Raw genomic sequence first — 13,226 nt, 5'->3', positions numbered from 1 at the left:
GACCGGGGATGGTGAAAGCCCGGAATAGCGGAGAAACGGCGATCCCGAGCTCATACAATCGAAAGTGGATATGCCATGTGCATATCAACTAGGGTGGAACCGCGAGCCAAAGCTCGTCCCTAGGCCTACAGTGCCTGGAGACGAGCTTTTTTTATTGGCCGGCCCCCTTATCTAAAAAGGAGTGACAGATTATGTCAATGGAACAAGTTGTGAATCTTGCAAAACACCGTGGATTTGTGTTCCCAGGATCTGAAATTTACGGTGGCCTTGCCAATACGTGGGATTACGGTCCCCTTGGCGTGGAACTCAAAAACAACATCAAGAAAGCATGGTGGAAGAAATTCGTCCAGGAATCCCCTTATAATGTCGGCCTAGATGCCAGCATCCTGATGAACCCCAAAACATGGGAAGCTTCCGGCCACGTCGGAAACTTCAATGACCCGATGATCGATTGTAAAAAATGCAAAACCCGTCATCGCGCTGATAAACTGATCGAGAATGCCCTGGAAGCCAAAGGGATGGAAATGATCGTCGACGGCCTCCCGTTCGAGAAAATGGAAGAGATCATGAAGGAACATGAAATCGTCTGCCCGGATTGTGGCGCGCAGGATTTCACAGAAATCCGCCAGTTCAACTTGATGTTCAAAACGCACCAAGGCGTCACGGAATCCTCCACGAACGAAATCTTCCTTCGTCCGGAAACGGCTCAGGGAATCTTTGTGAACTTCAAGAACGTGCAGCGCTCCATGCGTAAAAAAATGCCTTTCGGGATTGCGCAGATCGGAAAAAGCTTCCGAAATGAAATCACGCCGGGTAACTTCACGTTCAGAACACGCGAATTCGAACAGATGGAGCTTGAATTCTTCTGTAAGCCCGGTGAAGACCTTGAGTGGTTCTCTTACTGGCGCGAATTCTGTAAGAACTGGTTACTGAACCTTGGTCTAAACGAAGACAATATGCGCCTGCGTGACCACGACGAAGACGAACTGTCCCACTACAGTAATGCCACTACCGACATTGAGTACAAATTCCCGTTCGGATGGGGCGAACTATGGGGTGTCGCTGACCGTACAGATTTCGATTTGAAGCGCCACATGGAACATTCGAATGAAGACTTCCATTACATGGACCCGCAAACCAATGAAAAATATGTACCTTATTGCATCGAGCCTTCCCTCGGGGCAGATCGGGTGACGCTCGCCTTCCTATGTGATGCATTTGAAGAAGAGGAGCTTGAAAACGACTCCCGTACGGTGCTCCGCTTCCATCCTGCACTTGCACCATACAAGGCAGCCGTACTTCCGCTTTCGAAGAAGCTTTCGGACGATGCGTTCAAAGTGTATGAAGAGCTTTCCAAAGACCTTATGATTGACTTCGATGAGACGGCTTCCATCGGTAAACGCTATCGTCGTCAAGATGAGATCGGTACCCCGTTCTGCATTACGTATGACTTTGATTCTGCTGAAGACGGACAAGTGACGGTCCGCGATCGTGATACGATGGAGCAGGTTCGCATGCCGATCAGTGAAGTGAAAAGCTTCCTGGATGGTAAAATCAACTTCTAAACAGTAAAAGACCTCCACGCCTGAGCGTGGAGGTCTTTCATTTCATGACACCAAAAGGACCGCTCCCTGCGAAAGGGGCGGTCCTTCTCACTCTATTCACATCACACTAGAATAAATCCTTCAGGTTGTCCATCTGATCCAGGAATCTCCTCGATTTCAAGTGCAGTCCGGAATATTCATCATAGTAGGTCCGGATGACCTTTTTCAATTCGGCCTTTGTTTCATCCTTCACCGATACATTTCCCAACCGGTTGATATCAAAGTAATAGAAGACCCTCAATAATTTGACCGTCCCCTGCTTCAAAGGAAGGGCATGGGGATCCTTATGGGCGCACCGGTGGCAGATGAAGCCATTTTCCCGAAATGAAAATGAGAAGGTCCCTTCCTTCTCGCCGCACACAGAGCATCCATCGAGGTTCGGATACAGTCCAAGAACCGGCAGCATCTTCATTTCAAAGATATGGACAAGGATCTCGGGATCCACTTCCTCATCAAGATAATGCAAGGATTGGTGGAGAAGCTCGAACAGGAAGGGATTCGGCTTCCGGTCCTCCGTTGCCTTATCCAGCAGCTCCACCATGTAGGTGGCGTAGGACGTCTTGAACAAGTCTTCACGGATATGGCGAAGTGACTCCACCATTTCCCCCTGCTGAAGGGTACCGAGGCCGCTTCCTTTGATATACATGAAATAGCCGTATGTAAATAACTGTGATATGGCGGAAAGACGGCTGTTGGGCTTCTTAGCACCGCGAGCCATCAGTCCCACCTTACCGAATTCCCTAGAGAAGACGGTAACGATCTTATTCGTCTCGCCATAGTCATTCGTCCTGATGACGATTCCTTCACATTTCTGTAGCATAAGGCCACCTCCCGACGTCCATTTGTCCGGGTGATGACAAACTCGTTTAAGTTATAGGAAAATCCGCTTCTGAATTTTCCTCATCAAATCCTGTTATTTCATCACTTGAATCTTTTTCGAGTTCTTTAAAGAGCAGATACGTGTCGATACTTCCTGTTTGTGAAAAGAACTTCCAGGTTAAGTCTAACATATAAAACCCACCTTTCTGGATTTAAGCTAGTAAGACCTTTCATGTGATTAGAGTGAGCATTTCAAGCAGATTTGATGTGTTCTAAATATTGTTAATCCCAAGATCAATATTCGTCATCATTGAAGCCATAGTCTTTCAGGTTCGAAGCACGGTTACGCCAATCTTTCTGGACCTTCACCCAAAGCTCCAGATAAACCTTCGATCCCAGAAGATTCTCGATATCGATCCTGGCTCGCTTGCCGACTTCCTTCAGCATGGCTCCACGTTTACCGATGACGATCCCCTTCTGTGAATCACGTTCCACAATGATCGTGGCGAGGACATCGATGAGGTTATTGGAGTCTTTCCTCTCCATTTTATCGATGACGACCGCAATGCTGTGAGGGATCTCTTCACGGGTCAGATGCAGCACCTTTTCCCTGATGAGTTCTGACACGATGAAGCGCTCCGGATGATCCGTGATCTGGTCGGCAGGGTAGAATTGCGGCCCTTCCGGCAGGCGGTCCTTCAACAATCCAAGAAGCTGGTCGACGTTATTCCCTTCAAGGGCTGAAATCGGCACGGTGGCCGCAAATGGATACAGTTCGTTATATTTCTGGATGATCGGCAAAAGCTCATCTGGATGAACCTGATCGATCTTATTCAAAATGAGGAAGACGGGCGTCTTGACGCCTTTGAGCTTCTCGATGATATAGTGATCACCCTTGCCGAGGCCTTCTTCGACATTGATCATGAAGAGGATCACATCGACTTCCTTCAGGGTATTCTGTGCGATCTTGACCATGAAATCCCCAAGCTTGTGCTTCGGTTTATGGATTCCCGGTGTATCGATGAAGATCATCTGTGCTTCATCGGTCGTATAGACTCCCTGTACTTTATTACGGGTCGTTTGCGGCTTGTCGCTCATAATGGCAATTTTCTGGCCGATTACTCGGTTCAAGAATGTCGATTTTCCGACGTTCGGTCTTCCGATGATGGAAATAAAACCTGATTTGTACTGATTACTCATGTAAATCCTCCGGTGAAAAAGCTCCCGGCAACAACTCTGCAACTGTCAGTTCCTGAACATCTCCGTTCAGATTGGTGAGGACGACCCTCATGTCTTTCGGACAAAGCTCCGATATGACCTGACGGCACGCTCCGCATGGAGGGACCGGTCTCTTCGTATCCGCTACGACGGCAAGCATGGAGAAATCCTTATCTCCTTCTGAGTACGCCTTGAATAAGGCTGTGCGCTCAGCGCAATTACACATGCTGTATGCCGCGTTCTCGATGTTGCATCCACGATATACCTTCCCGTCCTTGGTGAGGAGGGCTGCTCCTACCTGAAACCGACTATAAGGGACGTATGCTAGTTCTCTTGCTGCCTTTGCTTCTGTTATCATTTGTTGAACATTCATTCGTTTGATTCTCTCCTTTTTCCCTTACCCCTTCATTTTACTACACTTTTTCTAAAATGACATGGGATGTTATCAAATTGTTAATAAATAGTTAGATTATTCTAATAACTTTCCATCACTGCTCCTCATTCCCTTCCTCCATTAAAACGCTTTCAGTCAGGAAAATCAAATGTCCCCGAAATGGGGACATGGATTTAGAGAATAGCCAGTATTTTCGGGACGAAAATGATCAGCCCGATAATCGCTGAGCAGATGGCAAATAGCAGCACGGCGCCGGAACCAAGATCCTTTGCCAGCTTGGCAAGGGGGTGATAGTCCCCGGTCGAAAGGTCAACCGTCTTCTCGATGGCCGTATTCACCATTTCAAGGGAATGCATCAGGAAGATCAGGATGAGGATGATCATCCATTCCATTTTCGACACGTGGAGCAGGGTGGCCATGATGAGAACGATGATCCCCACGCATGTATGGATCCTGAAGTTCTGCTCGGATTTCCATGCGCTCATCACCCCTTCCCATGCATAGCCGAATGACCTCAACAGCTTCTTGAAGCCGCCGTTAGCCCCTTTGGAGTCCATATGCGTCCAGGATATCCCTTTGTCTCTGGAACATCCTCTCTTCGTCTTCTTTCTCCATGTGGTCGTAGCCAAGCAAATGGAGGAAGCCATGAAGGGCTAGGAATCCAAGCTCCCTTTCGAAGGAATGGCCGTATTCTTCGGCCTGTTCACGCGTTCGTTCGATGGAGATCACGATGTCCCCCAGTACGCGCGGCATCCCTTCCCCGATGATTTCCACCTCGTCTTCACCAAGCTCTTCAAGAGCGAAAGAAATGACGTCCGTCGGCTGATCCTTCTCACGATACTCCCGGTTGATTTCCCTGATCCGGTCATTGGTGACGAAGGTGACGGACACTTCACTTCCCTCTTCGATCCCTTCCTTGCCTGCGGCAAAGTCAAGGATGGAGTGGACGAGCTCAGAATCCTTCTCCTCTATCTCTTCCGTTTCATCTATCATGTCAATATGCAAGATCATGTTCATTCTCCTTTTGCTTGTTCTTCCGGATATTCAATCCTTGGATGGAATATCCCGTTCAAAGTCTCGCACAGGGCCCTTTTCACCTGCTCCAGCTGTTTGAGTGTGATGTCGCACTCATTGAACTGTCCGTCCTGAAGTCTGTCCTGGACGATGGAGTGGATCAGGTTCTTGATTTCCTCCTGTGTGGGAGACGACTTAGAGCGTACGGCTGCCTCCACGCTATCCGAGATCGAGATGATGGCCGCCTCGATGGTTTGCGGCTTGGGACCGGGATAGCGATACTCTTCTTCCTTCACAGCTTTCCCCTGTTCCTTCGCCTTATAATAAAAGAATTTCAAAAGCGTGGTCCCATGGTGCTGCTCGGCGATATCGATGATCTCTTTAGGAAGCTTGTGCTTCCTCAGCATGTCTGCACCGTCCGTCGTATGACTAATGATAACATCCCGGCTCGTTTCAGGCGATACCCGGTCATGGGGATTTTTTCGGTTCATCTGGTTTTCGATGAAGAACTGGGGACGTTTTGATTTCCCCACATCGTGATAATAACATCCGACGCGGGCAAGAAGGCCGTTGGCTCCGATGGCTTCACATGCGGATTCGGCGAGATTTGCCACCATGACGCTGTGATGATACGTCCCCGGAGCCTCGGTCAAAAGCTTCTTCAGGAGCGGCTGAGTCGGCCTTGAGAGCTCCATGAGGCGCATGGAAGACAGGATGCCGAACCCTGCTTCGAAAAAGGGAAGGAATCCGATTGTAAAAATGGATGAGCCTACTCCTGAAATCAACGCAAAAATGAAGTAATACAGATACTCTGTGTTTGTATAGGACGTACCGCTCAGCAGGATCAGGAATGCAAGGACCAGGACGTTCACCAACGCGACAAAAAGACCGGCACGGAGGATATTGGACCGCTGATTCTTACTCACAAGGAAAAGCACGCCTGCAACCCCGCTGAACAGGGTATAGATGGCAATTTCAAAGTCGATCGCACCCGTGAACGGATGGTGGAAGATCACGCTCGAGCAGGCAGACAGGATGAAGACCATCATCATGGCGATCCTCTCATTCAACAGGATCCTGAGGATCATCCCGCTGAACGCTGCCGGGAGTATGTAGGCAATATCATTGAATTGAAGCTGCTCAAGGAGACCGACAATCTTCATGATCAAAAGGGAAATGACGAAAATGATGCTTGTAAGCAGCAGGTAATTCTGCTTTCTTTCTTCCGTGATCTGAAGGGTATAAAAGAAATAATACAATGATCCGATGATGACGATCACAAAGATCGCGAGACCGAGGAACGGTTTTACCGAGAAGCTGTTATCGACCATTCCGAGTGCCTTCAGGATTTCGTATTTTTTCGGCGTCACGAGTTCTCCGTCTTCCACGATGACACCGCCTTCAATGATTTCAACGGAGCGGACATTGGCAACTGCCTGTTTCTTCAGTTCTTCCGTCTTTTCTTTATCATAATATTCCGTCGGCTCGAGGGCCAGATTCCCAAGATCGATGGCCACCTGAAGAAGATTGCCATTGAACGAAAACTTGGATATCCGCTGTTCGAGTTCAAGACGTGCTTCCTTCAGATCCTCTTCCTTGACGTGGTCCTCCATGATCACCTGCATCTGGGTGGACACCACCGTTTCAACACGGTCAAGGTCTTCCCCCGATGCTTCGAGCATGGTCAACAAGCGATCATCCTTCAGCGTATCCGCTGCATCGTTTTCCTTCGGCAGCTTCTCTTTCAGCTGATTGAGCTGTTCGGTCAGTTCTTTTTTGGAAGGAGGTTTCAGATTATCCCGGTCCTTTTCCTCGGACTGTTTCTTCACTTCCTTCACGCTCTCGATCATGGAGTGGACGAGGGCATTGGAATTGTCGATGGCCCCTTCTTTCGGGGTATATACCTTTCCGACTTCCCTTTCCGCCTCTTCTTTCTTTTTCTCCGTCGCTTCGGCATCAACGAATTTCTTCGGTGCCCGGATGGTCGTCTGTGCTTCTTCATATAGATGGATATCGAGGGTTTTCGGTTTTACATTCCCATATAGGACTCCGAAGACGATGAGCCCGAGGAGGATGAATAGCAGGTTCGTGAATAATCGGTAGCTTAGTATGCTTCTTATCTTGTTCAATAATGGGTGCGTGCGCATAGTGACCCCCCTGTTGTAGCGGTTTCCGGCAACATAAGGCCGGTCCAGGAAATACATATGTAAAATGATAGCAGTTTTTTACTTATTTATCTATGTATAAAAGGGTACAAAAAAGATTGATCCTCGCCGCGCATGGCGACATGACGCGCGAGATCAATCCTGGTATTATCCTTGTTGTTCGTTTTTTTCATACGCATCGATGATTTTCGCCACGAGAGGGTGACGGACCACATCGGCCTGCTCGAGATAGATGAATTCCACCCCTTTGACGTCTTTAAGGATCTTTTCCGATGATATCAACCCCGATTCACTTCCACGCGGAAGGTCTACCTGGGAACGGTCACCCGTGATGATCATCTTGGAATCAAATCCCAATCGGGTCAGGAACATCTTCATCTGTGCCTTGGTCGTATTCTGGGCCTCGTCAAGGATGACAAAGGCATCATCCAGGGTCCTTCCCCTCATATAGGCAAGGGGCGCGATCTCGATGGTGCCTCTCTCGATGAGGCGGGCAGTATGCTCTGCTCCCAACACATCGTGAAGGGCATCATAGAGCGGCCGCAGGTAGGGATCGACCTTCTCCTTCAGGTCACCCGGCAGGAAACCGAGACTTTCTCCGGCTTCCACTGCTGGCCTCGTCAGGATGATCTTCTTCACCTGACCATTTTTCATGGCGTGAACGGCCATGACTACGGCGAGATACGTCTTCCCAGTACCTGCTGGGCCGATGCCGAAGACAAGATCTTTCTTCCTGATGGCCTGAATATATTGTCGTTGGCCAAGGGTCTTGACCCTGATTGATTTCCCCTTGGCATTCTTTGTGATCTCTTCTTGATAAAGGTCGGCAAAATACTCAAGCGTCCCTTGTTTCCCCATTTCAATGGCATACAGGACATCCCTTGAACTGATGTTGATGCCTTTTCGGATAACGGCCACAAGCTGATCGGCGATTTCGACGGTCAGGCGCACCTCTTCGTCCTTACCGGATACGAGAAGCTCCTCTCCCCGGGTGACGATTGAAACGCTGAGTTCCGTTTCCAACAATTTTAAATGTGAATCCGATACCCCAAAGAGCGCCACGGCTTCATTCGGGTTCTCAAGCTGCAATTTCATTAAGATTTCGTCTGACATTCGCTAGTCTCCTTGAATGAGTGGTTGTCCTACTGCAATGTTTTCTACTACCTTAAAGTGAATGGTTACCCTAACTTTACCATTCTCGAACTTCTCATGCAAAATTTTTTCTCCCTTTATTTCCGCATCGTCCGGAAGTTGGGATAGAAGGTTGTTCCGTGCAAGCTTCCTCGCTTCTGCAAGAGCTTCCTTTTTTGTATACTTGCGGTCCACCACTTCTTTCTCTTTTATGGAAGTGTCGGTTATGGCGATGGGTGTTTCCCATTTCAAAAAGCGCAGCCGCTTCGTGTTCTCTTCTTTCACGGATTCCTTGTACTCAGGATCCCCGAAGCCCCATACAGGAAGTTTCCATCCGGATATCCCGACGTGGAAACGCCTCTTTTCATTTCCTGTAAAGACGGAAAACGTTGATTGGAGAGGAAGGTCGACGCTCGTCTTATACCAGGTTTCCCCGAAGACCTCGCCTTTGGCGGGTACGCCCTTTGGTTTATCCTCTGTACCGATCAACCCGGATACAAGCAGCTGCCCCTTTTCCACATAGTCGGAGACCGCCACTTTCGGATCACCCTCTTCTACGAACATGCGGACAATGACCGCTTTCTTACCTGCCACAAGATGCTGTGCCCCTGTGACTTCCCCCGGTTCGGGCGCATTCTTCTCAACTACCTGGAAGTGAAAGGTTGTCCCCTTAAGGTCCACGCCGACCCAGGTGATATTATCCATGCGATAAGATAATTCCCGCTGGATGGTTTCCACATCCGGGACCGTGAACTGCGTTTTACCCGTGGAGAGCCCCAATGACTTCAATTCTTTCCTCATCTGATGCTCGACTTCCGGGGATGCCCCCTTGATCTCGATCCCCCAGATCATATTGGAGAGGACGAAGATGATGGCGAAGAAAGCGAGGGCTCCGGCGAGAAAACCGGAATTCTTCCATATCCGCTTCAAAAGGAACGGCCCCCCCTCTCCTTTCAAGAAGGAGACCCTGCAGTCGAACGGGCGCACAGCATGCCTCAGCTTATGTACGTCACTGAATGCGATCTGGAATGTGATGGCTCCCGTTGCCTTCCGTTTTACATCCCATACCGGGATCCCTGCCTTCAATAAGGCGTTCAGTGCAGGTTCCATCACCCTACCCTCGATCTTAACCATGACCTTGCCATTGATAAAGGTGACCCATTGATTCTTCAAAGTCCGTTCCCCCTACTCATCTAAATAGATTACTTCGACGACTTTTCCCTGCAAGAGGATCTCCTCAGGGAGGATGATTTTGATCACAAATTGCTCCCCCTTGATTAACAGCTGTCCTTGTTTCAGGAGCAATCTCACTTCATCATCCGCAAAAGTCAGCAGCCCCCTGTGGTTTTCTATATAAATATGGATTTGTCCAATCATTGTGATGCGGGGTAGGTCCATCATGACATCTTCCGGCAGGTCCATCTTCTCTGTCATCCATTTGCGCATTTCCTGGAACCAGTTTTTCGCCATAAAAAAAGAACCCCCTTTCATCTCATACGTATGAGTTGATCGGGAGATATATGTATAGCCCTTCTATAAAAACTGGGTTTCCTTAAAGCTTGTAACCCTCTTCACCTCCAATGCAGTCAAGATGGCTATCCCATTTCGAGCATTTGATAAGAAGTACATTCACCCAATGAAGAGCATAGGATAATTCGATAACTTAGAAGGGATTGAGAAAAATGTACTACGATCCATATAGGTACCAACCCGTGAATGTCTATCTGGGCAACCAGGTGGGAGACGGGATGAATTATTACTATGGGAGCCTTCCGGTTGAAAGATCCACCTACCACCCTGTGACCTTGTGGTCAGGTGATTCTCCTCTCCACCTAAACAACTATGGGCCGGCCCACACCTATCACCATCAACCCGGTCCTCTGACTACAGTAGACAGGTATGAAAACAACGAGAAAAACGCCATTTATTTTGGCAGGACTCCAGATGAATGGATCACACATACAGACTTTTTGGTAAAAGAAGGGCTCGAGGACGTTAAAAGGGGTATTAACGCTACTCACATCCTCCAGGAATTCATTTTAATGGGGGTTCTTGTAGGAAAGGGGTATCCCCCTGAAGAAGCATATAAAACAGTGGAAGAATGGGAACGTAGCGGCGCATCCAAACTTCTTCAGCAAAGCAAAAACATGTAGAGGTATTGTGATGCCCCATGCAATCCCCCTGTTCTCCTCCATCAAGAAAAGGGAGTGCGATTATTCATATAATCGCACTCCCTTACTGTGTCTTCGAACCAAGGAATCCACAAGAAAACTATTCCATTTTTTCAAGTCCTTTTTCAAATGCCGCCAAATGATTCATCGAGGCCCTTCGCAACTGAGAAAAAACAGCCTTCGCATCGGAAGGGAGATCCTGTGATAAGAACCGTTCGTACATGGAAATATTGTCTATTTCCCCTTCAACTCCGGCAGCATAGGCGGCCTTTATACTTGCTGGAGTGGATACGAGTGATTGTGAGGTATCTGCCGGAATCGGGATTTGATACCGTTCAAAAAGAGGGAGCAGTGCATGAATATGATTCTTTTCGGCTTCTTTTATCTGTATGAACGGACGGATCGGCCCAAAGACCTTTACGATCTGATCATACCTGGCTTGTGCAAGGTATTCGTCTTGAAGGGCATAAGTCAGCATTTTGGGAAGTGTCAGAGTAGAGTCAGCCAACGCCCCCTGTGCACCATATTGTTCAAGTTGCCTGTCGGGCATCTTCAATTGTTGGATAAGATACAGGAACCATACAGCGTGGTTTTGTTCATCCGCTGCTGCTCGCCGAAATCGATCTTTAATCACAGCATCCTCCGCTTTATCTGCGATATCCAAGTAAAAATCAACACCTTCTTGTTCATCTACGAATGAATATTCAAGCGCAGATCGATATTCATCAGGGCATTCCCCACTGATCATAAACGTTGGCTGCCTTCCGGTCAGGTTGGTGTATATCCTGGTGAATTCCTGAAAATGACGCTTTTCATCTTTTTGTATCTCGAGTATTTTATCCCTTTCTTCTTTCACAGGTGCCAGTTTTGCCAACTTTTCATAACACGTCAGAGCACTATATTCTGCATGTATCGCCGTCTGGATATCATGGATCAGTTGAGTATCCCGGATGGATCGCTCATAGTGCCGATGATGGGAAAATAGATGATGCCAATGCATGATTGTCCTCCTTCTGAATCTCAGTCAACATATCCTATGCCTTTTGCAATGATACGTGCGGAAACCATTATCGGGTCGGTATTCATGTGGATGCGTCAGTATCTATTTTCTCCAAAAGAAAAAGGTGAGGCACAACGTGTGCCCCACCCATTCCATATTCATGTTGCGTGAGGATCAGGTGACCCACACGCTAATCTATCTGCCTTTGAAGGTAATCAAGTGATTTTCCTGTTCAGTCAGCATCGTTCACAGGTTATTTTCGCTGATGCCTTCTTCTCGATCTTGGCGCTCCGAAAACTTCGGAGTAAATGAACCCTTTCACCACGTCATCTTGATTGTGGAAATCGAGGTCGATGCGCTTTTTCCGAATGGTTTCTGCCTTGGCCAAGGTTTTCTCCATTTGCTTCGATAACCGCTTTTCCTCTTCTTTCAAGGTATTGGTAATCGTATTGGTAGCGGCTGCCTTCTTCTCTTCAAAACGGGTCTGGATGCTCGCGGCACCCTTCTTCACTTGTTCTTCCACTCTTGCTTTTGTTTGTTCGATTTCAGGTGACCGGGAAGGATTACTGCCCGGGGTCGGCGTACGGGGTCTGTTCGTCTGATCCTTTCCCTTTTCTTTATTACGGCCGAAAAGGGCGGAGATCAGACCGATGACAATCGCAAGTATCAGTCCTTCCATGAAGGCATCTCCTTTCCTTCAGGGACTTACTTATCCGTATCGTGTTTGTCCCCGGTCATTTTTCCGATGGAATCTCTCATATCCGTATCGGCATCGATGTTCTTAAGATTCATATAATCCATGACACCCATGTTGCCTGAACGCAAAGCTTCCGCCATGGCAAGAGGTACTTCCGCCTCGGATTCCACAACTTTCGCTCTCATTTCTTCGACTTTTGCTTTCATTTCTTGTTCGTTTGCAACGGCCATTGCCCTTCTTTCTTCCGCTTTCGCCTGGGCAATCTTTTTATCCGCTTCAGCCTGCTCTGTTTGAAGCTCGGCACCGATGTTTTTACCGATATCCACATCCGCGATATCAATGGACAGGATTTCAAAAGCCGTCCCTGCATCCAATCCTTTCGAAAGGACCGTCTGTGAAATCAGATCAGGGTTTTCCAGAACCTTTTTATGATTGTCGGAAGAACCGATTGTGGATACGATCCCTTCCCCTACACGGGCAACAATGGTTTCCTCACCGGCTCCACCGACGAGTCGGTCGATATTGGCACGGACGGTAATACGTGCCTTCGCCTTCACTTCAATTCCGTCCATCGCTACACCGGCGATGAATGGTGTTTCGATAACCTTCGGATTAACACTCATTTGAACGGCTTCCAGTACGTCCCTTCCTGCGAGGTCGATGGCGGCTCCGCGTTCGAATGTCAATTCGATATTGGCACGGTGGGCAGCGATCAGGGCGTTGACGACCCTGTCGACATTCCCCCCTGCAAGATAGTGACTTTCAAGCTGGTTGATGGATACCTGAAGACCGGCTTTATGGGCTTTGATCAACGGATTGATGACCCTGCTCGGGATAACCCTTCTCAGTCTCATACCGATCAGCGTGAAGATGCTGATCCTGACACCTGCTGCAAGTGCTGAAATCCACAGCATCACAGGGACGAACGTGAATAGGATGGATAAAATGATGATCCCCACCACAATGGCGGCAATCAAGAGAATCGAACTTGTATCAATGACCATTTACACAAC

Annotated in this window: 14 protein-coding genes and 1 pseudogene; 2 read left to right on the top strand and 13 right to left on the bottom strand. The window is 48.3% G+C overall.

Annotated features, from left to right (window positions below; genetic code table 11):
* Positions 1–188 precede the first annotated feature (188 nt).
* Positions 189–1,565 (top strand): glycine--tRNA ligase, encoded by a 1,377-nt coding sequence (locus tag ACNA6I_RS02485; RefSeq protein ID WP_148795501.1) that lies wholly within the window; start codon positions 189–191, stop codon positions 1,563–1,565.
* A gap of 106 nt (positions 1,566–1,671) precedes the next feature.
* On the opposite strand, the gene recO is transcribed toward ACNA6I_RS02485, so the two are convergent.
* The 10 genes from recO to yqfC form a co-directional block, all read right to left on the bottom strand.
* Complete coding sequence (recO, locus tag ACNA6I_RS02480; protein ID WP_048006127.1) at positions 1,672–2,424, bottom strand: DNA repair protein RecO; 753 nt, start codon at positions 2,422–2,424, stop codon at positions 1,672–1,674.
* 46 nt (positions 2,425–2,470) lie between these two features.
* Positions 2,471–2,614, bottom strand: coding sequence for a YqzL family protein (locus ACNA6I_RS02475; protein ID WP_079516415.1), 144 nt, complete (start codon positions 2,612–2,614; stop codon positions 2,471–2,473).
* A 103-nt stretch (positions 2,615–2,717) separates the two neighbouring features.
* Entirely contained in the window at positions 2,718–3,623 is a 906-nt protein-coding gene (gene era, locus ACNA6I_RS02470; protein ID WP_048016263.1) for a GTPase Era, read from the bottom strand.
* Complete coding sequence (locus ACNA6I_RS02465; RefSeq protein WP_048006129.1) at positions 3,616–4,014, bottom strand: cytidine deaminase; 399 nt, start codon at positions 4,012–4,014, stop codon at positions 3,616–3,618. The genes era and ACNA6I_RS02465 overlap by 8 nt, the downstream gene beginning before the upstream one ends.
* Positions 4,015–4,208: 194 nt before the next feature.
* Positions 4,209–4,592: a diacylglycerol kinase family protein gene (locus ACNA6I_RS02460; RefSeq protein WP_252264887.1), complete on the bottom strand. Its 384-nt coding sequence runs from the start codon at positions 4,590–4,592 to the stop codon at positions 4,209–4,211.
* Positions 4,573–5,046, bottom strand: a complete 474-nt coding sequence (gene ybeY / locus ACNA6I_RS02455) for an rRNA maturation RNase YbeY (RefSeq protein ID WP_048016264.1) — start codon at positions 5,044–5,046, stop codon at positions 4,573–4,575. The genes ACNA6I_RS02460 and ybeY overlap by 20 nt, the downstream gene beginning before the upstream one ends.
* A gap of 2 nt (positions 5,047–5,048) precedes the next feature.
* Positions 5,049–7,196: an HD family phosphohydrolase gene (locus ACNA6I_RS02450; protein WP_048006132.1), complete on the bottom strand. Its 2,148-nt coding sequence runs from the start codon at positions 7,194–7,196 to the stop codon at positions 5,049–5,051.
* A gap of 165 nt (positions 7,197–7,361) precedes the next feature.
* On the bottom strand, positions 7,362–8,327 hold the full coding sequence (locus tag ACNA6I_RS02445) for a PhoH family protein (RefSeq protein ID WP_048006133.1): 966 nt from the start codon (positions 8,325–8,327) through the stop codon (positions 7,362–7,364).
* Positions 8,328–8,330: 3 nt separating this feature from the next.
* Positions 8,331–9,518, bottom strand: coding sequence for a sporulation protein YqfD (gene yqfD, locus ACNA6I_RS02440; protein ID WP_063191708.1), 1,188 nt, complete (start codon positions 9,516–9,518; stop codon positions 8,331–8,333).
* A 12-nt stretch (positions 9,519–9,530) separates the two neighbouring features.
* Positions 9,531–9,815: a sporulation protein YqfC gene (yqfC, locus tag ACNA6I_RS02435; protein WP_048006135.1), complete on the bottom strand. Its 285-nt coding sequence runs from the start codon at positions 9,813–9,815 to the stop codon at positions 9,531–9,533.
* Positions 9,816–10,273: 458 nt separating this feature from the next.
* On the opposite strand from yqfC, the pseudogene ACNA6I_RS02430 reads away from it, so the two are divergent.
* Positions 10,274–10,498, top strand: a pseudogene (locus ACNA6I_RS02430) (cupin domain-containing protein); the annotation flags it as partial.
* 118 nt (positions 10,499–10,616) lie between these two features.
* Here ACNA6I_RS02430 and ACNA6I_RS02425 read toward each other — a convergent pair.
* The 3 genes from ACNA6I_RS02425 to floA form a co-directional block, all read right to left on the bottom strand.
* Positions 10,617–11,516, bottom strand: a complete 900-nt coding sequence (locus ACNA6I_RS02425; protein WP_416312914.1) for a ferritin family protein — start codon at positions 11,514–11,516, stop codon at positions 10,617–10,619.
* Positions 11,517–11,769: 253 nt separating this feature from the next.
* Complete coding sequence (locus ACNA6I_RS02420) at positions 11,770–12,195, bottom strand: hypothetical protein (RefSeq protein ID WP_416312913.1); 426 nt, start codon at positions 12,193–12,195, stop codon at positions 11,770–11,772.
* A gap of 26 nt (positions 12,196–12,221) precedes the next feature.
* Positions 12,222–13,217 (bottom strand): flotillin-like protein FloA, encoded by a 996-nt coding sequence (floA, locus tag ACNA6I_RS02415; RefSeq protein WP_048006137.1) that lies wholly within the window; start codon positions 13,215–13,217, stop codon positions 12,222–12,224.
* Between the last annotated feature and the right edge of the window lie 9 nt (positions 13,218–13,226).

Origin of the sequence: Rossellomorea sp. FS2 (assembly GCF_047915635.1) — a bacterium.
Lineage (GTDB): Bacteria > Bacillota > Bacilli > Bacillales > Bacillaceae_B > Rossellomorea > Rossellomorea marisflavi_A.
Note: the sequence above shows the minus strand (reverse complement) of the source record. Positions and strands in the feature narration are given on the sequence as shown.